Annotated in this window: 20 protein-coding genes; 7 read left to right on the top strand and 13 right to left on the bottom strand. The window is 54.5% G+C overall.

What is annotated here, in order from left to right; translation table 11 throughout:
- Positions 1–24: 24 nt before the first annotated feature.
- Both WHS88_10145 and rny read right to left on the bottom strand, forming a co-directional pair.
- The gene (locus WHS88_10145) at positions 25–879 is read right to left on the bottom strand and encodes a TIGR00282 family metallophosphoesterase (protein ID MEJ5260539.1); all 855 of its coding nucleotides are present in this window, start codon (positions 877–879) and stop codon (positions 25–27) included.
- 50 nt (positions 880–929) lie between these two features.
- Entirely contained in the window at positions 930–2,510 is a 1,581-nt protein-coding gene (gene rny, locus WHS88_10140; protein ID MEJ5260538.1) for a ribonuclease Y, read from the bottom strand.
- Positions 2,511–3,330: 820 nt separating this feature from the next.
- Here rny and WHS88_10135 point away from each other — a divergent pair.
- Positions 3,331–3,906, top strand: a complete 576-nt coding sequence (locus tag WHS88_10135) for a helix-turn-helix domain-containing protein (protein MEJ5260537.1) — start codon at positions 3,331–3,333, stop codon at positions 3,904–3,906.
- Between the two features lie 12 nt (positions 3,907–3,918).
- Here the strand turns inward: WHS88_10135 and bioB are convergent, their stop codons facing one another.
- Together bioB and WHS88_10125 are read right to left on the bottom strand one after the other, a co-directional pair.
- Entirely contained in the window at positions 3,919–4,905 is a 987-nt protein-coding gene (gene bioB / locus WHS88_10130) for a biotin synthase BioB (GenBank protein MEJ5260536.1), read from the bottom strand.
- Complete coding sequence (locus WHS88_10125) at positions 4,889–5,428, bottom strand: HYExAFE family protein (GenBank protein ID MEJ5260535.1); 540 nt, start codon at positions 5,426–5,428, stop codon at positions 4,889–4,891. Before WHS88_10125 ends, bioB begins: the two co-directional genes overlap by 17 nt.
- 144 nt (positions 5,429–5,572) lie before the next feature.
- Between WHS88_10125 and WHS88_10120 the strand changes: the two genes are divergently transcribed.
- A complete protein-coding gene (locus WHS88_10120) occupies positions 5,573–5,902 on the top strand; it encodes a DMT family protein (protein MEJ5260534.1) in 330 nt (109 codons plus the stop codon).
- Between the two features lie 12 nt (positions 5,903–5,914).
- Here the strand turns inward: WHS88_10120 and hisS are convergent, their stop codons facing one another.
- Together hisS and WHS88_10110 are read right to left on the bottom strand one after the other, a co-directional pair.
- Positions 5,915–7,201, bottom strand: a complete 1,287-nt coding sequence (hisS, locus tag WHS88_10115) for a histidine--tRNA ligase (protein MEJ5260533.1) — start codon at positions 7,199–7,201, stop codon at positions 5,915–5,917.
- The gene (locus tag WHS88_10110) at positions 7,198–7,683 is read right to left on the bottom strand and encodes a YkgJ family cysteine cluster protein (protein ID MEJ5260532.1); all 486 of its coding nucleotides are present in this window, start codon (positions 7,681–7,683) and stop codon (positions 7,198–7,200) included. The genes hisS and WHS88_10110 overlap by 4 nt, the downstream gene beginning before the upstream one ends.
- A gap of 151 nt (positions 7,684–7,834) precedes the next feature.
- Between WHS88_10110 and WHS88_10105 the strand changes: the two genes are divergently transcribed.
- Positions 7,835–8,989 carry an AI-2E family transporter gene (locus WHS88_10105; protein ID MEJ5260531.1) on the top strand — a complete coding sequence of 385 codons (1,155 nt, stop codon included), beginning with the start codon at positions 7,835–7,837 and terminating at the stop codon, positions 8,987–8,989.
- 35 nt (positions 8,990–9,024) lie between these two features.
- Here WHS88_10105 and gcvPB read toward each other — a convergent pair whose 3' ends face one another.
- The 4 genes from gcvPB to gcvT are packed head-to-tail and all read right to left on the bottom strand — an operon-like array spanning position 9,025 to position 13,522.
- The gene (gcvPB, locus tag WHS88_10100; GenBank protein ID MEJ5260530.1) at positions 9,025–10,494 is read right to left on the bottom strand and encodes an aminomethyl-transferring glycine dehydrogenase subunit GcvPB; all 1,470 of its coding nucleotides are present in this window, start codon (positions 10,492–10,494) and stop codon (positions 9,025–9,027) included.
- A gap of 11 nt (positions 10,495–10,505) precedes the next feature.
- Positions 10,506–11,837 carry an aminomethyl-transferring glycine dehydrogenase subunit GcvPA gene (gcvPA, locus tag WHS88_10095; protein ID MEJ5260529.1) on the bottom strand — a complete coding sequence of 444 codons (1,332 nt, stop codon included), beginning with the start codon at positions 11,835–11,837 and terminating at the stop codon, positions 10,506–10,508.
- A gap of 45 nt (positions 11,838–11,882) precedes the next feature.
- Positions 11,883–12,272 carry a glycine cleavage system protein GcvH gene (gcvH, locus tag WHS88_10090; GenBank protein ID MEJ5260528.1) on the bottom strand — a complete coding sequence of 130 codons (390 nt, stop codon included), beginning with the start codon at positions 12,270–12,272 and terminating at the stop codon, positions 11,883–11,885.
- Between the two features lie 41 nt (positions 12,273–12,313).
- Positions 12,314–13,522: a glycine cleavage system aminomethyltransferase GcvT gene (gcvT, locus tag WHS88_10085; protein MEJ5260527.1), complete on the bottom strand. Its 1,209-nt coding sequence runs from the start codon at positions 13,520–13,522 to the stop codon at positions 12,314–12,316.
- A 202-nt stretch (positions 13,523–13,724) separates the two neighbouring features.
- Here gcvT and WHS88_10080 point away from each other — a divergent pair, with 202 nt between their 5' ends.
- The 4 genes from WHS88_10080 (at position 13,725) to metK (ending at position 19,222) form a co-directional block, all read left to right on the top strand.
- On the top strand, positions 13,725–14,960 hold the full coding sequence (locus tag WHS88_10080; protein ID MEJ5260526.1) for an aminotransferase class I/II-fold pyridoxal phosphate-dependent enzyme: 1,236 nt from the start codon (positions 13,725–13,727) through the stop codon (positions 14,958–14,960).
- A 208-nt stretch (positions 14,961–15,168) separates the two neighbouring features.
- On the top strand, positions 15,169–17,535 hold the full coding sequence (gene topA / locus WHS88_10075) for a type I DNA topoisomerase (GenBank protein MEJ5260525.1): 2,367 nt from the start codon (positions 15,169–15,171) through the stop codon (positions 17,533–17,535).
- 54 nt (positions 17,536–17,589) lie between these two features.
- On the top strand, positions 17,590–17,910 hold the full coding sequence (locus WHS88_10070) for a co-chaperone GroES (protein MEJ5260524.1): 321 nt from the start codon (positions 17,590–17,592) through the stop codon (positions 17,908–17,910).
- A 106-nt stretch (positions 17,911–18,016) separates the two neighbouring features.
- On the top strand, positions 18,017–19,222 hold the full coding sequence (gene metK / locus WHS88_10065; protein MEJ5260523.1) for a methionine adenosyltransferase: 1,206 nt from the start codon (positions 18,017–18,019) through the stop codon (positions 19,220–19,222).
- Positions 19,223–19,290: 68 nt separating this feature from the next.
- Here metK and WHS88_10060 read toward each other — a convergent pair whose 3' ends face one another.
- From WHS88_10060 to WHS88_10050, 3 genes are all read right to left on the bottom strand, one after another.
- The gene (locus WHS88_10060; GenBank protein ID MEJ5260522.1) at positions 19,291–19,653 is read right to left on the bottom strand and encodes a hypothetical protein; all 363 of its coding nucleotides are present in this window, start codon (positions 19,651–19,653) and stop codon (positions 19,291–19,293) included.
- 322 nt (positions 19,654–19,975) lie between these two features.
- Positions 19,976–20,404: a hypothetical protein gene (locus tag WHS88_10055; protein MEJ5260521.1), complete on the bottom strand. Its 429-nt coding sequence runs from the start codon at positions 20,402–20,404 to the stop codon at positions 19,976–19,978.
- Complete coding sequence (locus WHS88_10050) at positions 20,397–21,026, bottom strand: hypothetical protein (protein ID MEJ5260520.1); 630 nt, start codon at positions 21,024–21,026, stop codon at positions 20,397–20,399. Before WHS88_10050 ends, WHS88_10055 begins: the two co-directional genes overlap by 8 nt.
- Between the last annotated feature and the right edge of the window lie 63 nt (positions 21,027–21,089).

The following is a 21,089-nucleotide window of genomic DNA, read 5'->3' as shown; positions in this document are numbered from 1 at the left end:
AAAAAACTGAACCGGCTATGCCTGTTAACTCATAAAGCCGTTTGCGGAATCCGGCTTGCCGTCATCGCTGTCGTAAATCATCTCGTCGGCCGTCTCCTCCCGAACCTGAATCCGCTCGATCGACTCCGCCCGTCGCGTATGGCTGTCCACCGTCACCAGAATGGCACTCATCCGCACATCCCCGCAGGCCAATTCAAATGGATACGGCATCTGCGTGCGAAACGCCCGAATGACACACTCGCTCTTGCGGCCCAAAACCGAATCGTGCGCCCCCGTCATCCCGATATCGGTAATAAACGCCGTCCCGCCCGGCAGAATCCGCTCATCCGCCGTCACCACATGCGTATGCGTACCAAACACGCAGCTGACCTTGCCGTCCAGATAATACGCCATCGCCGCCTTTTCGCTGGTAGCCTCCGCATGCATTTCCACAAAAATCACTTCCGCCTGCTGCGCCAGCCGAGGCAGAAGAGAATCAATCTTGGCATAGGGGCAGTCCGCCGGTTTCATAAAAATCCGCCCCATCAGCGTCACCACACCGACGCAGACTCCTTTGGAGGTCTGATAGACGGCAAAATCCTTCCCCGCCGCGGCCGGGGACAGATTGGCCGGACGGACAATATTGCCTCCGCTTTCCAGAATCGGCAAAATCTCTTTCTTTCGATAGCAATGGTCCCCCAGCGTAATCAGATGCACCCCGTAGCGGCCCAGTTTCTCATAAATCTGCGGGGTCAGCCCGGAACCGCCCGCCGCATTCTCCGCATTGGCAATCACCGCATCGACCTGATGCTGCCGCACCAGCAGCGGAAGCTGAGAGGACAAAATCCGCCGGCCCGGACGGCCTACAATATCTCCGATACAAAGCACTTTAATCTTCACAATCCGCTCACTTTCCGCAAACCGCTCTGCTCCGGACCGGCTCAGCCCTGCTATCGGGCGTACTCAATGCACCGAACCTCCCGCAGCAGCGTCACTTTAATCTCGCCCGGATAGGTCATCTCTTCCTCAATCTTCTTGGCGATGTCCCGTGCCGTCTTCATGGCCGCATCATCGCTGACCTTCTCTGCATTGACAATCACACGCACTTCACGGCCCGCCTGAATCGCATAGCAACCTTCCACGCCTTCAAAGCTGCGAGCGATTTCCTCCAGCTTTTCCAGCCGTTTGATATACCGCTCGAGGGTTTCCCGGCGGGCACCGGGCCGGGATGCACTGATGGCATCCGCCGCCGCAATCAGCGGCGTATAAGGATTGTCCGCCGGAATATCCCCGTGGTGCGCCTCAACGGCATTCAGCACAATCGGAGATTCCTTAAACCGACGCAGGTAGTTGGCTCCAATCGACGGATGCCCGCCTTCAATCTCCCGGTCCATTGCCTTGCCGATATCGTGCAGCAGACCCGCCCGCTTGGCCAGCGAACCGTCCAGCCCCAGTTCATCCGCCATCACCTGCGCCAGAAAAGCCACCTCGACGCTGTGCCGCAGCACATTCTGCCCGTAACTGGTGCGGTAGTGCAGGGCCCCGAGCATCCCGATAATCTTGTTGTTCAGCCCGCGGACATCGACCTCTTCCGCCGCCTCCTTGCCCAGCTGGATGACCCGCTGATGCACATCCTTTTTCGTCTGAGCCACAATCTCTTCAATCCGCGTTGGATGAATCCGCCCGTCCTGAATCAGCCGCTCCATACTCAGCCGGGCCACCTCGCGGCGAATCGGATTAAACCCGCTGACCACAATCACCCCCGGGGTGTCGTCCACAATCACATCCACCCCGGTGGCCTTCTCGAACGCTCGAATATTCCGTCCTTCACGTCCGATAATCCGGCCTTTCATTTCATCATTCGGGATATCCACCATTGAAACACTCACCTCGCAGGTCTGCTCGGCGGCATATCGCTGGATGGCCAGGTTAATAATCTCTTTGGCCTTTTCCTCCGCCTGTTCCTCCGCCTGGGCGACCTTGCGGCTGATCAGCTCGCTCATCTCCTTCTCACATTCCTCCTCGAGCTCCTGCAGCAGCAGATTCTTGGCCTCTTCCACCGTCATTCCGGAAATCTTCAGCAGCTGATTTTTCTGCTGGACAAGCAAAGCGGACAATTCCCGGTTTTTATTGTCTACACTTTCAATCTTTCGCTGAAGGTCTTTTTCAAGGTTCTTTAACTGCCTGTCCCGCTGCTCAATCTGTTCCTGCTGCCGCTCCAGAGCATCCTTCATCTTTTCCAGCTGAAGTTCCTGCTTCTGGATTTGGGCCTCTTTGGCCGCCACTTCATTGGTAAACTCTTCCCGCTTTCGGATAAACTCACTGGCAGCATCCAGACGGGCTTCCTTCAGAATCGTCTCGGCTTCCCGGCGGGCTGTTTCAAGACGACCCTGAATGTCTTTTTCTGCTTCTTTAAGACGGATTTTGGATATGGTAAAACCAACAAGAATGGAAACCGCAAGACCTATCCCTCCCCCCAGTAAAATGCCCACAATCCAAGACGCTGTGTTAATGGCCATCAACACTTCCATAGTTTGCACCTTTCAAGGCTACCGTTTATCGTTCATTGGGCGCACACCACGACCGGCACCTTAGAAGGGGGGAACCTCAGAAAGGCACAAAATCAGGAAACTTGTGGACTTACGTGTGCAAAAAGACCGTCAGACCATCTCGCTTTCTCCGCCCGGGGAATCTCCGGGGGCTGATTGAAGAGCGATGAATCTTTTTGTCTTGTCTGTCATTGTCGGCCGGCCTCCTGCCTGCCCTCTCACTGATGTTTGATTATCCACAAATTCCAAATTCGTCCCATTCACCGCCTCTGACGGATTTTGGACTTGGCGTCCCTTGAAATATCCAACGCCTTTCGCCCCGCCGACAGAAAACGATGTTCATGAAGCTCTGCCAACCATCTGCCAAGTTGCCGTTTTCGACTTCGCCCATCTTTTATCAGGGCTTACTTCCCATCCGCTTCATTTTAATAAGAACTTATAGCTGGCTGAATCATATCCTTACTTTTCTTATCGGTCAAGCCGAAACCTTTCGATTAAAAGGGATTCTCAAAACGTCCCTGCTTCTTTATACCCCTATACGAACAATTTCTTGACAATACTCAAAAGTTTCCTTCAAAAAACAACAGAACAAAACATCTCGGGTATATCTGGATTTTTATCGGACCTGCCTTTCAGATGAGCCCTTCAAACAGGCGAAAAAACGAAAAAATCTTCATTTTTTGAAGAAGGCCGTTAAACGAGGAAAACCTTAATCCGATGTAAATCACGGCTGGATAACCGCTGTCCAGCCACTACATCAAACTATTTGCGGCAGAAAGCCGACTCTTGCAGGATTTGAACGATGAAGAAAAAAGATGTTCTGACCACAGGAGAGGTAGCCAAACTGTGCAACGTGGCCCCTCGCACCGTCACCAAATGGTTTGATTCCGGACAATTGAAAGGATATCGTATCCCCGGTTCCCGTGACCGCCGTATCCCGACCAGCGAGCTTATCCGCTTTATGAAAGCCCATAATATGCCGACGGACGCCCTCGAAAAGGGGCAAATGAAGGTCTTGATTATCGACTCCTGTCCGGAAAAAAGCCGCCAATTTGCCGAGACACTTCAAATGAAAGGCAGTTTTGAGGCAATTTGTGCGCACAACAGTTTTGACGCAGGTCTTTTAGCAGAAAAATTCAAACCTCAGATCATCCTGGTAAACCTGATGTCCAACGCCGTCAACCCCCAGCAGCTCTGCACCTACGTCCGCCAGCATCAGGACCTGCAGTACACCAAAATCATCGCCGTCGCTTCCGGGCTGAACGAAAACGAAACCGCCGCCCTCAAGAAAAAAGGATTCGACGCCGTCCTCACCAACCCGACGGATGTGGACCAGGCCGTCAAATTGATTCAGGACTGCTGCTCCGTCCTGCACTAAAAAACGGCTTTTTCAGCAGCACGCAGACGGCCGCAGTCCCAAATCGATAATCATTTGTTTGTCTTCTTCGACCGCCCGGCCCGCCGTGGTCAGGTAATTGCCGCTGATGATGCTCGTACAGCCTGCCCGGAATATCCAGCTTTGCAAATCCCGCAGGTTCTTCACACGTCCCCCCGCCACCTTTAAATGCGTCTGCGGGAGAAGAAACCGATATAGGGCAACAATCTGAAGAATCTCCCGAGGAGCCAGGGGCGGCATCGTCCCCAGCGGTGTCCCAGGGATTGGATGCAGAAAGTTCAGCGGCACCATATCCACCCCCAGAGCCCGCAGTTCCATCGCCATATCAATCCGGTCTTCGAGTGTCTCTCCAATGCCGAAAATGCCGCCCGCACAGACCTTCAGCCCCGCCTTCAGAGCGGCCCGAATCGTCGCAACCCGCTCCTCGTATCGATGAGTCTTTACAATATTCGGAAAATGCCTCTCGGACGTCTCCAAATTATGGTTGTATCGCTCCACGCCCGCCGCAGCCAGCCGCCTCATTGCCTCTTCATCGAGGATTCCCAGCGCCGCACAGACCCGAATCCCGAACTCCTGACGGAGTCGGCGGATAATCCTCTCCAGCCGCTCCAATTCCTCTGCCGGAACCGAACGGCCGCTGGTTACGATTCCGAAATGATTGACCCGGCCGGCCTTGGCCTGGGCCGCCGCCGAGACAATCTCTTCCTCCGTCAGCAGACGCGGCTTTTTGTCCACCGCTGTATCATAATGAACGGATTGCGCACAAAACGCACAATCCTGACTGCATCCGCCCAGCCGCCCCGGCACAATGGAACAAAGATGCACCGTTTCTCCGAAAAAATGCCGCCGAATCCGGTCCGCCCAATACAGGAGGTCTTCAAAATCCGTTTGTCCCGCCTGGGCTAACTCATAGGCCTGCTGACGATTCAGCATTCCGCCGGACAAAATATACTCTGCATGTGATTTAATCACCTGATTCATTCCAAATTGTCTCCAAATACACTTCAAGCGGGACGGTACACCTTCGAAAATCCTCCGCTTTTAAGGTAACCGTCCTCCATTTTGGACTGCGCTGGATTGCACAGGCACGATAAACGCCTGCCTCAACAGCCAAAAAGACAAAACGTCTCCCGTTGTGCACAAAAACCTCCAGGCCGTCCGCGTCCACATCCGGCTGTTTCAAACAAAAAACAAATACAAAAACCGCCCGGCAGCCCGGATAATACCGGACAAACATATCCTCCCACTGCTGCAACCCCTGCAAATCCAGCCGTGTCGTCCAGCCGTCCAGTCCGCGCCGTCCGACCAGCGACTGCCCTTCAAATGTCCGCCCCTTCACTTCCGCAAGAATCGGCACGGAACTTTCGGGACAAAGCAGATAATCAAACCGTTTTTTCGGCCTCTCCGGTTCTCTCCGACGTCCCTGCGGTATGGACCGATATGAAATTTTCCGCTCCGCCAGCCAGGCTTCAAATGCCGCTTCATAGACATTCGGAGATTCCATTCGCTCCCGGACCTCCTTCCGATTTCCATCATCCGACAAAAACATACCTCATCTTCCGGCAAAATACAATTGACAATCGGACCTCTTTTCTCTGTATAATTCACCACCTCAATCAAAAAAACGGATTCAACAAAGGGAAACGAAATGAAAACGATACTCCTTCTGACGATTTCGAATATTTTTATGACCTTCGCCTGGTACGGGCATCTGAAATTCAAAGACAAACCGATATTGATTGTGATTTTGTGCAGCTGGCTGATTGCCTTCCTTGAATACTGCTTCCAGGTGCCGGCCAATCGTATCGGACACGGCATCTTCACCGCCGCCCAGTTAAAAACCATTCAGGAAGTGATTACCCTGCTGGTTTTTTGCGCCTTTTCCATCCTCTATCTTAAAGAACCCCTCAAGTGGAATTACCTCGTCGGTTTTGCCCTGATTATCGGGGCGGTGTTTTTCGTCTTCAAAAAATGGTAAAAAGAGAGCGGATTACATCCGCTTCAGGGAAGCGAGAAACTCGTCTGTGCTGACCTCTTCCTGTCGGCCGCTTTTCATTTCTTTGACTACCAACTTTCCGGCGGTGTACTCCTGACCCAAAATCACCGCCCGTTCGGCACCGGACTGGTCGGCCTGCTTGAGCTGCTTGCCCAGATTCCCGCCTTTATAACTGAAATCACAGGCCCAGCCCGCCAGACGAATCTGCGCCGCCAGCCGCACCGCTTCTGAGGCCCACTGCTCCCCGGCAAACACCACATAATAATCCAGCCGGCGGGTCGGCAGATTCTCGTCCTTCAAAAGTCCCTTTTCCCGCAGGAGAATCTCGAGAACACAATCGCCCATCCCCATTCCCGTCGCCGATACGGCCGGTCCTCCGAAATCTTTGAGCAGATTATCATACCGGCCGCCTCCGCAAATCGCCCGCAGCGAGGCCCCCCGGTCATAAATCTCGTACACCACGCCGGTATAATATGCCAGTCCCCGAACCACTCCAATATCAAACTGGACGTACTCGCCGATTCCCATCAGGTCCAGCAGCGAAAACAGCCGGCGCAGCTCCTCCATTGCGTCCTTGCCTTCAGAGGTTTTCGGCTCCAGTTCATCCAGACTTCGGCTGTTCATGACCTGAAGAATGCGTCCGCGTGTCTGGTCCGACGGCACCGCCTCCTGAAGCATCGCTTCAAACGCCTCCGCCGGCACCTTGGCTTTCTTATCCAACACCCCATAAATGGCCGCCAGCTGCTCTTCCGACGCCCCCGCTTCCTCCAGCAGAGCCGCCAGCAGCCGCCGGCTTGAGAGCCGTACCACAATATCCTGCGCCGTCAGCCCTGTGGAGCGAAGATAATCCACCGCACAGAAGATGACCTCCGCATCCGCCAGCACATCGTCCGCCCCGACAATATCCAGATTCCACTGGAAAAACTCCCGCAGACGCCCCTTCTGGGGTCGCTCCGCCCGGCAAAGCCGCGGCACGGAAAACCATTTGATCGGACGCGGCAGCGTATGAATCTGCTGATTGACCATTCGGGCCAGCGTGGGCGTCATCTCCGGACGAATCGCCAACTGCCGACCGCCCCGGTCCGTCAGTGAAAACAGCTGCTCAACGATTTCCTCGCCGCTTTTGATTTGATACATCGAAAGATATTCGAAAATCGGGCCGTCGTACTCTTCAAACCCGCTTCGGCGGGAGGCCGCCTTCCACCCCTCAACGATAAAATTCCGAACCGCCATCTGCGGCGGATAAAAATCCCGTGTCCCTTTGACCGGCGGTATCTTCACGAGCGCCCCTTTCGCCGAACAGATTTTTTGGCTTTCTTTTTGTCTGTTTCTATCTTCTCAAGCCGTTCCAGCACATCAGCCCCGAAACGCTTCTGCATATACTCAATCATCTGTTCGTCATTGAGAAAATGCAGTTTATACCCATACTCACTGCTGGTTTTTTCACAGTTTCGCGTATGGTATGTTCGGCAGATGCGCGGGCGCAGCGGATACTGACGGCACCGATGATTCCGGTCCAGGTATTTGCAGCGATTGTCTACCTGAAGGTACCAATCCCCCTTTTCCACAAAAACCGAAACCCCGCGATGACTCAGATACCAGCGGATGTCATCATAATCCTTCCAGGTTTTGGGCGTATCAATGGGCAGGGCAAAATACCGACAGCACAGACCCCTGCAGTCGCGGCAATCCGCCCCTTCCGATATTTTCTGCTTTCTGCTTTTTTTCTGAACCGGCACAATCCGCTCCATTTCGCCGAACATCGTTAAAAATTGACTCAGGAACGGGGATTATACCACCCCCGCCCGCCCCGTCAAGGGACGCCGCGTGCGCGAAACGGCCTTGACAGACCCGACGGGGGCGGCTATTTTCACCTCCAAACAATCATTCAGGAACAACTGAGGAAACCCGGGTATGACAGCACAGCCGTCTTCGCATCCGACTCCCGCCGGTTCGTCCGGCCCTTCCACCGTCTCGCAGATTCTCATCCCCCTGGCAGCCCTTGTGATTATCATTGCGGGTCTGCGGGCGGCTGTCTCCATTATTGTGCCCTTTCTGATGGCTGTTTTTCTGGCCATCATTGCCACACCGGCCCTTTTCTGGCTTCAGAAAAAACGGATTTCCACCGGCATTGCCGTGCTGATAATCTCCCTCGTCATCCTGATTGTCGGTCTGCTTCTGGGGGCTTTGCTGGCCGCTACCATCGCCGACTTTACCCGCGCCCTGCCGGAATTCGAAAAAAATCTCCAGAAAACCATCGTGGAATGGACGGAGTGGTTTTCGCCCTCGGCCCCCACCTTCCCAGACAGCGCCACCGGCGAAGAATCCATCGGCCGACGAGCCGAAGAAAAAGTCAATGAAATCCTCCGACTCATTCAAAATTCCATCCAGCGTTATATCCATCCGGATGAAATCGTAAACATCCTCAAAGACCTGCTGTCTCAGCTGGGCAGCATCCTGACCAACGGCTTTCTCATCTTCCTGACAACGGTTTTTATCCTGCTGGAGGCTTCGATTCTGCCGGACAAAATCCGTGCCGCCATGCAGCAGTCGCCCCAGACCTTTGAAAACCTTGCCCGAATGGCCGATGACGTCAAACGCTACCTGGCCATCAAAACCGCCATCAGTCTCCTGACCGGCCTGCTGATTACCATCTGGCTGATTGTGATGAAGGTCAATTATGCCGTCTTATGGGGCCTGATCGCCTTTTTGCTGAATTTTGTCCCAACCATCGGCTCTCTGGTGGCCGCGGTGCCTGCTGTTCTGATGGCCCTCCTTCAGCTCGGCCCCGGTACCGCCCTGCTGACAGCGCTCGGTTATTTGGTGATCAATGTGGTCATCGGCAATTTTATTGAACCGCGAACCCTCGGCAAGCACCTGGGGCTGTCCGTGCTGGTGGTGTTCCTGTCTCTGGTTTTCTGGGGGTGGATTCTGGGCCCCTTCGGGATGCTGCTGGCAGTCCCGCTGACAATGCTGGTCAAAATCATCCTTCAGAGCCGCCCGGACACCCAGTGGCTGGCTACCCTGCTCGGTTCTGAAAAACCGCCCCTGCCGACCGGCAAAAAATAGACCGTTGCTGTGCCCGTTGTTTCTTTGGTCTTTTCCTACAGACAGGCGATATTCAGCTCCCGGGCCGCCTTGGTCTCATCCAGCCGTCCGACCGGCGTTGTTATCGGAGCGGCCCTGAGGGTCTCCGGCTCCGTTCGGGCCTTTTGGGCAATCGCAATCATCGCCTCGATAAACGCATCCAGCGTCTCTTTGCTTTCGCACTCCGTCGGCTCAATCATCAGCGATTCTTTCACAATCGTCGGGAAATACATCGTCGGCGGATGAAAGCCCGCATCAATCAGCGCCTTGGCGATATCGAGGGCATGGATGCCGCTTTCTTTGACCTGCCGGGCTGCACTCAAAACACACTCGTGCTTGCAGATGCCCGGATGCGGCACGTCATAATATGCCTTGAGTTTTTCCTGAATATAGTTGGCATTCAGCACGGCATTTTCCGCCACCCGCTCCAGCCCTTCCCGGCCCAGCATCAGCAGATACACATACGCCCGCAGAATGACCCCGAAATTGCCGTAAAACGGTGCGATATAGCCGATTGACTTGGGGCGATTGTACTCCAGCGCATACGTTCCGTCTTCGCGCTTAACCACCACCGAGACCGGCAGATAATCAACCAGTTTTTCCGCGACGCCGACCGGACCGGCACCGGGGCCGCCTCCGCCGTGCGGCGTGGCAAAGGTCTTGTGCAGATTCACATGCACAATATCAAAGCCCAAATCCCCCGGCCGCACCTTGCCGACAATCGCATTCAGATTCGCCCCGTCATAATAAGCCAGCCCGTCCACCGAATGCACCAGCTCGCAAATCTCCTTGACATGGGGATTAAACAGCCCCAGCGTATTCGGACAGGTGAGCATAATGCCCGCCGTCTCTTCGTTCAGCATCGCTTTCAGGGCCGACAGCGACATACAGCCGTGCTCGTCGCTGGGCACGGTCTTGACTGTATAACCCGCAATCGCCGCACTGGCCGGATTCGTCCCGTGGGCACTGTCCGGCACCAGCACCGTGGTCTTGTGATTGCCGCGGTCGCGGTGGTAGGCCGCCATCATCATAATTCCCGTCAGCTCTCCGTGCGCGCCGGCCATCGGCTGCATCGTAAAAGCCGCCATCCCGCAGATTTCCCGCAGCATCAGGTCCGTCTCATACAGCACCTCCAGCGCCCCCTGCGTGAGCATTCCGCCGCCCCGCAGCTGCGGCAGAAGCGGGTGCAGATGCGCAAAGCCCGGATACGACGCAATCCGCTCGCAGACCTTCGGGTTGTATTTCATCGTGCACGAGCCCAGCGGATAAAAATTCGTATCCACGCCGTAATTGCGCCGTGACAGTTCCGTAAAATGCCGCACCACATCCAGTTCCGACAGTTCCGGCAGCGCCGCCGGCTGCGCCCGCAGATATTCCTTCTTCAAATGGATGCTCGTCGGCACATCCGATTTCGGAATCCGCAGGCCCCGCCGCCCCGCCGCACTTTTTTCAAACACAAGCTTCATCGCTTTTTCTTTCCTTTTTATGCCGCAGCGGTTTATAAAATTGCCTCCAGCTCCTCCGCCAGCATTCCGATTTCCTGTTTGGTGCGCTTTTCCGTCACGGCAATCAGCAGCGAATTGTTCATCCCCTTGTAATAGCGGCTCAGGGGAAAACCCGCCGCATAGCCCCGCTCAATCAGTTTGGCAGCCGCCTCCGCCGCCTCGCAGGGCAAATCCAGCACCATCTCATTAAAAAACCACTGCGCCGGAAAATGCGGCCGCACCCCGGGAATCGCCGTCAGCCGCTGATAGGCATAACTGGCCTTGTCCGCACACAGCTGCGCCGTCTCCCGCAGCCCCTCCTTGCCCAGCAGACACAAATACACCAGCGCCGTCAGGGCACAGAGCGCCTCATTGGAGCAAATATTGGACGTCGCCTTGTCGCGGCGAATATGCTGTTCCCTCGCCTGAAGCGTCAGCACAAATCCGCGCCGACCCTGGGCATCGACGGTTTGCCCCACAATCCGCCCGGGCATCTGACGCACATACTCCTTCCGCGTCGCCATAAAGCCCAGATACGGCCCCCCGAAGCACATCGGCAGCCCCAGACTTTGTCCCTCCCCTGTCACAATATCCGCCCCCATCGCCCCGGGGGCCTTCAGAATCCCCAGCGAAATCGGATAACACGAGACAATCAGCAGCGCCCCTTTCGAATGGGCCGCCTCGGCCAAATCCGTAAAATCATCGATGCACCCGAAAAAGTTCGGATTCTGCACAATCACCGCAGCGGTCTGCTCATCGAGGGCCCTGCGTATCGCCTCCCGATTGGCCAGTCCGCCGGCATTTTCCGTTTCCGTCAGCTCAATCTTCAGGTTTCGCGTATAGGAATGCAGCATCACCCGATAAATCGGATTGACCGAATCATCCACAATCACCTTGTTGCGGCGCGTCAGCCGCAGCGCCATCATCATCGCCTCATACAGCGCCGTTCCCCCGTCGTACAGCGATGCATTCGACGCCTCCATCTCCGTCAGCCGGCAGATGACGGACTGAAACTCATAAATCGCCTGAAGCGTCCCCTGCGAGACCTCCGGCTGATACGGCGTATAGGCCGTGTAAAACTCGCTTCGGCTTGTCAGGGCATACACCGCCGCCGGAATGAAATGGTCATAAAACCCCCCGCCCAGAAAACAGGTCAGATGGATATAATTCTTGGAGGCAATCGCTGCCAGACGGCTGCGCACCTCCTGCTCGCTTAAGCCCTCCGGCAGATTCAGCGGCCTGCACCACAGCGCCGGCGGTATATCGGAAAACAAATCCTCCGGTTTCAGTCCAATCTCCGCGAGCATTTGAGCCCGCTGCTGGTCCGTATGGGAAATGTAAGGCATCCTGTCCTCAAAAAAAGGGGCAAAAAGATTTGTTAAAAACTGCAGCTACTCCGCTTCCGTCTCCAAAAACTGCTTGTACTCCTTGGCATCCATTAAGTCCTCAAATTCAGACGGATTGGAGGCCTTAATTTTAATCAGCCAGCCCTCCTCGTAGGGATCCTCCTTGAGCATATCCGGATTATCCACCGCGGCCTGATTGACCTCGACAATCTCCCCGCCTAGGGGGGCATACAAATCGGAAGCCGCCTTGACGGATTCTACAACCCCGAACGTCCCGCCCTGCTCCACCGTATCTCCCTCCTCCGGCAGTTCCAAATAAACAATATCCCCCAGCTGTTCGAGGGCGTAACTGCTCAATCCGACGGCAAAGATTCCCCTGCCTTCGTCTTTGGCCCACTCATGGGTCCTTAAGTATCTGGCTTCCGGGTCAATCATTCTGCAAACCTCCGATATCAAATCAAAAATATCGTCGTTCTTTACACCACCGCAAACGTAATCGGCCCGCAGGAATTGTCAAGATTTCTTTTTACAACCTCCGCCTCGACCCGACGCCCCCGCAGGTCAATCTCAATCAAAGCCCCCGCCCCCAGCGGCCCTTCGAGCATCGCCAGACCGATGGCACGCTGTGCCGTTTGACCGGAAAAATGGGCTTCCCATCCCGCTCCATGACCGCAGTGATGCGGGCAGGACACCGCACGCGGCACCCAGTACGGCACCACCGTGCCGCTCGTGACCCGCCCGATTTCCCGCAGTCCCTGAAAAACCACTGCACCGGCCCGTACAACCCCCTTGCCGAGAACACGAAACGCACAAATTCCTTTTTTCAAAGTGCGGCTTTGCTCCTCGAGGGCATCCCGACCGATAAAGCGACGTTCCGGGTCTTTTAAGTTCACCCCGACCTTCGCCGCCGGACAAGCCAGAATCGGAATCTCCCGCCCCGTCACATCCCGGCCGTATTCATGACCATACAGCGGCAAAGACGCCTCCAGCCGAAGCGTATCCCGTGCCCCTAATCCCACCGGACAAGCTCCCCTCTCTAAAAACAGACACCAGAGCCTCTCCGCCGCTTTCGCAGGAACAAACAATTCAAAACAGACCGGTTCCCCTGTATAACCCGTCCTTCCCACAAGCACTTCGCAACCCGCAATTCGAACCGCCCCCAAGGCATTTCGCTTCGGCTCCGGCAGCTGCCCCCCTTCTATCATCCCCCAAAGAAGGGATTCAGATTGGGGACCCTGAAGGGCCATCATAGCCAGCTCCTCACTGATATTTTTCATCTGAATCCCCCCGCCCATTTCCCCGGCCTTTCGCCGCAAATATTCCCAGTCCTTATAGGTATTAGCCGCATTGACAACCAGAATCCACTGTTCCGGCAAAAAACGATACAGATAGGCATCATCAATCGCCCCGCCTGTCTCATCCGCCAGCAGGGTATAATGAGCCCGACCGACCGGCAAAGCCGCCGCATCGTTGGTCAGAACCCATCGCAAAAGCTCCAGCGCTCGTCGGCCCATGATTTCAAAACGCCCCATATGAGAGACATCAAACAAACCGGCCGAGCGCCGCGTCTCCAAATGTTCCTGCAGGATCCCCTTCTGGTACTGTACCGGCATATGCCAGCCGGCAAAGTCCACCAGACGCCCCCCGCATTCCAGATGGCAATCATACAAAACCGTCCGCTTCACAGCACAGCCCTGCCTTTCCTGTATTCAATACCAATCCGACAAGACCTGTAAGTTTCGGACATTCTATACAGATTTTCTGCACCGGCAAACCGAAAAATCAAACCTTTCTCTTCTGGTATGCCGATGGTTTACAAGGGCCGAGGAATCGGTTAAACTGGAGTCATCGGAATAAAAAGAATCTTCTTAATGATGGATATCAGCCATGAGCGAATTTGTGATTGAACCGTCTTCGAGAATCAAACGGCTGCCGCCGTATCTGTTTGGACGCCTGAACGCCCTCAAGCTCGAAAAACGCCGACAGGACATCGACATCATCGACCTCGGAATGGGCAACCCGATGGACGGGGCGCCGGATCTGGTTATCGACAAACTCTGCGAGGCCGCCCGCGACCCGCGCAACCACCGTTACAGCGCCTCCAAGGGCATTTTCAATCTCCGCCGCGAGATGGCCCTCAAATACGAACGGAAATGGAACGTCTCCCTCGACCCGGAAACCGAGGTCCTCGCATGCATCGGCTCCAAAGAGGGCTTCAGCCATATGTGTCTGGCGATGCTCGGCCCGGGTGATACGGCTGTCGTAGCCGACCCGGCCTTCCCCATTCACATTTACGGCGTCGCCCTGGCCGGCGCGAATGTCATCACCGTCCCGCTGGGCAATGACCAGAAGTTTCTGGACACCATTGCGATGGTCTGCGAACATCTGTTCCCGCGGCCCAAACTGCTGATTCTCAATTATCCGCACAACCCGACCGGAATGACTGTCGAAGAAGGGTTCTTTGAAACCGTTGTGGATTTGGCCAAACGCTTTCAAATCGCCGTCATCCACGATTTTGCTTATGGGGAAACCTGTTTTGACGGCTACAAAGCCCCCAGTTTCCTGTCCGCCAAGGGCGCCAAAGACGTCGGCGTCGAATTCACTACACTCAGCAAACCCTACGGGATGGCGGGCTTTCGAATCGGGTTTGCCGCCGGCAACCGAAAAATGATTGAAGCCCTGGCTACGATTAAGGGCTATTACGACTACGGCATCTTCCAGCCCATCCAAATCGCCAGCATTATCGCAATGCGGCATTGTGAAGACCATATCCGAATCCAGAATGAAAAATACCAGGCCCGTCGCGATATCATTTGCGAAGGCCTCAAACGAATCGGGTGGGAAGTGGATGTCCCCCGTGCTTCGATGTTTGTCTGGACGAAATTTCCCGTTGAACACTCCAAAGGAAAAGGCAGCATCGATTTTGCCATGGAACTGCTCGAAAATGCGTATGTCGCCATGGCCCCGGGCCGTGCCTTCGGGGAAAACGGCGAATACCACATGCGCATCGCCCTGGTGGAAAACGAACACCGGCTTCGTCAGGCTATCCGAAATATTGCACGCTATCTTCAGGGAAAACCGGTACCGGGAAAACGGAGAAAACCAATCCCGATTTCTGAATAGCCCAGAAAGAGGACAGCAAAGACCTTCTTTTGTTGTGTCGGCACAATAAAGACAATAAAGACCCTCTATCTCCTCTTGTTCTGTCTCAATTTCTCTTGACATCCCTTCCAGACCCGTTTATTTATCGCCTTGCCTTCAGAAAACCGACAGAGAAAACCGATAATCCAGACAGAAAAAACAAGAACGCTTTCGAGCGGCAGAGAATACAATGACAAAAAAAGCCAAAAGCAAAGCATTGGTCATCGTCGAGTCGCCCGCCAAGGCCAAAACCATCAACAAATATCTCGGCCCGGATTTTGAAGTGGAGGCCTCCATGGGCCACGTCCGCGACCTGCCCTCCAAAGGCCTGAATATTGACATCGAACACAATTTTGAACCGACCTATGAAATCAATCCGGGCAAACGCAAGGTCGTCGCCGCCCTCCGTGCCAAGGCCAAAAAATGCGAGAAGTTCTACCTGGCAACCGATATGGACCGGGAAGGCGAGGCAATCGCCTGGCACCTCAAAGAAGTCCTCAATCTCAATGATGAAGATACATACCGTGTCGTCTTTAACGCCATCACCAAAAAAGACATTGAACGGGCGTTCGCCAATCCGGGCAAGATTGATATGGACCGAGTCCTGGCCCAGCAGGCCCGTCGGGTCCTCGACCGCATTGTCGGCTATCAAATCAGCCCCCTGCTGTGGAAAAAAGTCGCCCGCGGACTCAGCGCCGGACGCGTCCAGTCCGTCGCCGTTCGTCTGGTTGTCGAGCGGGAACGGCAGATTCGGGCATTCGTCCCGCAGGAGTACTGGCTCATTCCGGCCGTCTTTGCCTCCGAGAAGGCCGACATCACCGCCGAAGAATGGCAATCCTTTCTCAACAGTGCCAAAGACCCGGAAAAAGGACGCACGCTGACCGAACAGGACCAGTGGCTTGCCAAACACGGCGCCTTCCGGGCCGATTTGACATCCGTCAACGGCCAAAAGTTCGAGGCCTCCAATCAGACGCAGGCCCAGGCCGTCTACGAAAAGCTCAAAGGCGCGCGTTTCATCGTCCGCCGCATCGAAACCAAACGCGTCCAGTCCCGCCCGGGCGCTCCGTTTATCACTTCAACGCTCCAGCAGGCCGCCGCCAATCGACTCGGCTTCGGAGCACAACGGACGATGACCATCGCCCAGCAGCTCTATGAGGGCATCGACCTGGGCTCAATGGGCGCTTTGGGGCTGATTACCTATATGCGAACCGACAGCACCCACCTGTCCGAAGAGGCCGTTCAGGAAGTGCGTCATTATATTCAGTCCCAAATCGGCCCGGAATATCTGCCGGAAACTCCCAATGTTTTTACCGCCCGCAAAGAGGCCCAGCAGGCCCACGAAGCCATCCGCCCGACCGACCCAGACCTCACTCCCGACGAACTGGCTCCCTTCCTGACAGATGAACAATACAAACTATATGACCTGATCTGGCGCCGCTTTGTCGCCTGTCAGATGAAAGAAGCCCAGTGGGATACCACCCGCATCGAAATCGAGGCCCAAACGCCGGACGGCCCCTGCATCTTCACGGCATCCGGCCGTACGCTGGCCTTCGACGGCTTTACGCGAATCTGGCCGACCTCCGCGGAAGAACCGACCCTGCCGAGTCTGCACGAAGGCCAAATTCTCAAGGTCGTGGACCTCAAACCCGTCCAGCACTTTACCAAGCCGCCTGCCCGATACACGGAGGCCTCGTTGATTAAGACCCTCGAAAAGGAAGGCATCGGACGGCCCAGCACCTATGCGACGATTATTTCCACGATTCAGGAGCGAAAATACGTTGAAAAGGTCAACCGTGTCTTCTACGCCACCCATATCGGCGAAATCGTCACCGACAAACTCCTCGAGTATTTCCCCCAGATTATGGACATCGCCTTTACCCGGCATATGGAGGAACAGCTGGACAAAATCGAGGAGCAGCACCTCAACTGGGTCCAGGTCCTGCAGGAGTTCTACGAGCCCTTCAAAAAATCACTCGAAGAGGCCGTCCAAAAGATGAAGCACGCCAAGGCCGAAACCCAGCCCAGCGAATATACCTGCCCGGAATGCAAGGCCCCGCTGGAATACCGCTTCGGCAAAAACGGCCGGTTCCTCAGCTGCTCGCGCTATCCGGAGTGTAAGTTCGGTACCCCCTGCGACAAAGACGGCCGGATGCTCCAGGACCAGCCTACCGAGCACAAATGCCCTGCATGCGGCAAGCCGCTGGTGAAAAAAACCGGACGTTTCGGCCCCTTTTTCGGCTGTTCCGGCTATCCGGAATGCAAAACCATTCTCAAGGCCGACAAGGAAGGCAATCCCCTGCCGCCGGCTCCCCCGCCGACCCCCACGGGGATTCACTGCCACAAATGCAAAGACGGTCTGTTGGTCGTTCGCCAAAGCAAACGAGGCCCCTTTATGGGCTGCAGCCGTTTTCCGCGGTGCCGTACGATTGTGAGCATCAAACTGCTGGATAAACTCAAGGACCTGCAGGAAAAAGGCCAATGGCCGCCGTCAGACCCGGCCCAGGTCGATGAAATCCTGGAGAGGAAATCCGTTTCCGCGAAAAAAAAGAAGTCATAGACAAACGTTTTTTCGTATAATATACCGTCCGAAAGCATCAGACAGGATAGAAGTATGAGCGAAATTGATCCCATCAAAATTGATTCTTTTGAGACGATTGAGCCCATCGGAAAACGGGTTCTGATTCGAAAAGACGAAGACAAAAAGCAGACCAAAGGCGGCATCCAGCTGCCCGACAATATCGAAATCCCCACCATCACCGGCCGGATTGTGTCCGTTTCCGCTGAGGTCGAGATGTCCTCCGAAATCCCCCTCAAGCAGTACGACAAAGTCCTGTTCAACCCCAAAGGGGCCATCCCGGTGGACTTTGAAGGCGACAACCGGCTCTTCGTCGTCGATGTCGAGAACATCGTGGCCGTCTTCCGAAAACAGTAGCCCGCGGGAGCTGCCGGTCTGTTTTTTGTTGACGAAACGGCCGAAAACCGCTAAAGTCCCTTTCTTAATGAATTTTAAAAAAGCAACACAATACAGGAGAAAGTCAATGGCCGGAACCAATCAGTCCGCAGGCGGCTGTTCCGCTGCCCGTCGGCACTTTTTCACCAGCGAATCCGTCACAATGGGCCATCCGGATAAAGTTGCCGACCAGATTTCCGATGCTGTCCTGGATGCGATGCTCGCCCAGGACCCCAACAGCCGCGTCGCCTGCGAAACGCTCGTGTCCACCGGCATGGTGGTCATCGCCGGCGAAATCACCTCCAAAGCCGTCGTCGATATCCCCCAGGTGGCCCGCGATACCATCCGCAGCATCGGTTATACCGACCCGAATATCGGCTTTGATGCCGACAACTGCGCCGTCCTGGTTTCTCTGAAACAGCAAAGCCCCGATATTGCAATCGGTGTGGATACCGGCGGTGCCGGCGACCAGGGCCTGATGTTCGGCTATGCCTGCACGGAAACCCCGGCGTATATGCCCCTGCCTATCTATCTGGCACACGAAATCACCAATCGGCTGACCCAAATGCGTCAAACCGGCAAAATCAAATGGCTGCGTCCCGACGGCAAAAGCCAGGTCACCGTCGAATACGGCGAAAACGGAAAACCCCGCCGCATTCACGCTGTGGTGTGCAGCACCCAGCATGATGCCTCCGTCGTGGACCGAAAGACCGAGCGGATGTCCGAGCGGGCCCGTAAAGAACTAATTGAAAAAGTCATCCTGCCCGTTCTGCCCAAAAAACTCGTGGACAAAAACACGATCTTTCATATCAACCCAACCGGACGGTTTGAAATCGGCGGTCCCAAAGGCGACTGCGGGCTGACGGGGCGCAAAATCATTGTGGACACCTACGGCGGACGAGGCAGCCACGGCGGCGGCGCCTTCAGCGGAAAAGACCCTTCGAAAGTGGACCGTTCCGCCAGCTATATGGCCCGCTATATCGCCAAAAACATCGTCGCCGCCGGCCTGGCCGACACCTGTGAAATCCAGCTGTCCTATGCCATCGGCGTTGCCGAACCCATCAGCATCCTGGTGAACACCGAAGGCACGGCAAAAATCGACGAAAATCGTCTGGAAGCACTCGTCCGGGACTTTTTCCCGTTGACCCCGAAAGGAATGATTCAGCACTTAAAACTGCGGCGTCCTATCTATACCGAAACGGCAAGAAACGGCCATTTTGGGCGAAATCACCCCAATTTCACCTGGGAAAAAACCGATATGGCCGCCAAACTCCGCAAAGCCGCCGGACTCTGACAGCCGAAACCCATCGGAAAAACCCAAAAGCCCGGTCTTTTCCCCGGGCTTTTTTTTTACATTGCGATTCAACCCCTTCGGTTTCCAAACAACCCGCCCAGAACCAGCAGGCAGACCGTTGCCGGTTCAGGAATAACCGTGAACTTGATATTGCTGAGCACGGGCGAATAGCCGCTTTGATTGAGCAGTTGAATGCGGAAGGTATCCCACAGGCCGTCGTGATTGTTGTCCGTATTCCACGTGCCCGTCACCAGCGTCGAAGTAGCAACATAATCCCGGCAAACAATCTCAATATGCGGACCTACCCAATCCCGCCCCACCCAGCCGACATACTGAAAACTGCGGATGCCATTTATTCTGCCGCCCTTAAAAACGGCTAAAGCATCATCTCGAATGTCAAAAAGGGCTGTATCGCCTCCATAATAATTCATTGTAGCGTTATTACTAAGAATTAAAGAACTTATTCCCCCAACAAACTCCTGCAAAGGAGCAGTATTTTGAATTTCTACATAACTTAAATTATATCCTTCTATCCTAACGGCCCCCCCCCTGTCATTAACAGCGACTGACTCTCTGTCAGGGTATAAGTTCCATGATAACCGCCCGAAATTACATAATCCCAAGCACCAAAGGAAGCTGCTGGATAGACAAAAAACAAAATTAGAAATAGATACAATTGCTTCATGATTTGATCCTCCTGTCTGCATCTTTTCTTGTTCAGTTTCATGACACAAAAATCCTATTAGATATTAATTACAAGCCCTCTTTACTTTCTGTATAGTTCAGATCCCATAACATCTCTTCCAAAAAGACCTTCATCTCTACCAGGGATTCCACATTCTCCGGCTGCTCGATGATATATCTTTCTACTTCCTCCAAAATCAGCTGAATATTCCGTTCCAGCACGGCTGGGTCCGGCTCCTCCGCCTCCTGCAAAAGGGAAGTTTTCGGAAAGTCCGCTCTTAGCATCAACTCCGTTATGCTTTCCTGTCCGCGGCCGCTCATCATCGTGTCAACCGGCGACTCCAACCGGTTCATCCGGCTCCGCTTCCAGCAGGCAATCCATCCCCAGTTGCCGCAGGGCTCTTCCGCAAATTCCGCCAGGTCATCCAGGTTGATGAGATAATCTTCATTCAGATCACATCGTTGATTCCAGCCGATAAAATCATTCTGGTCAGACATACGTTCGACGCCTGCTGAGCAGCAGCCCTCCCAAGCCAAACAGAAGGAAACCGGCCGGTTCCGGAATGACACGAACGTTCGCCCAGACCGGATCATAGCCAAAGTATTCTCCGTTTGTTGTAAAACGGATGTTAAATTCGGTATTATCAAGCCATCGACCCGTAATGCCTCGGATCACATTATTTTCATATTTCCACGCCCAGCCGGGTTTACAATAGATATTTATCTTCTGGTCAACCGGCTGCCCGTAAACCCATTGAACATTTCGGAAGCTGGAAATGTAATCTATGCGTCCCCCAAAAAGATTAGCAGATGCATTCCCGCGTACCGTAAGCTCATCCGTCTGACCGCCGAAATAATCCATATGGCTATTGCCGTAAAGCACGATGTCTAGAATACCGCCGTAACCCGGAACCAAAGGAGATGTTGATCGAACCTCAAGACGTGCAGGGCTTAGAATCATTATTAAATCCGCCCCCCCACCATCAACCACAAGCAGGCCGCTACCCCATTCGACCTCATATTCGTATTCACCGGGGCCGATCAGACCATCTTCGTATCCCGCATAGATAATTATTGAGCAGCAACTGATAAGAAACAAAAATGGAATGATTTTTTTCATCACAGGGTCTCCCTTCTTTCTTTGTTTGCCCGGGTTTGCAAGTTAGTCACATACCTGCTCAAA

The sequence above is a fragment of the Anaerohalosphaeraceae bacterium genome, assembly GCA_037479115.1.
In the GTDB taxonomy this organism is placed as follows: domain Bacteria; phylum Planctomycetota; class Phycisphaerae; order Sedimentisphaerales; family Anaerohalosphaeraceae; genus JAHDQI01.
Note: the sequence above shows the minus strand (reverse complement) of the source record. Positions and strands in the feature narration are given on the sequence as shown.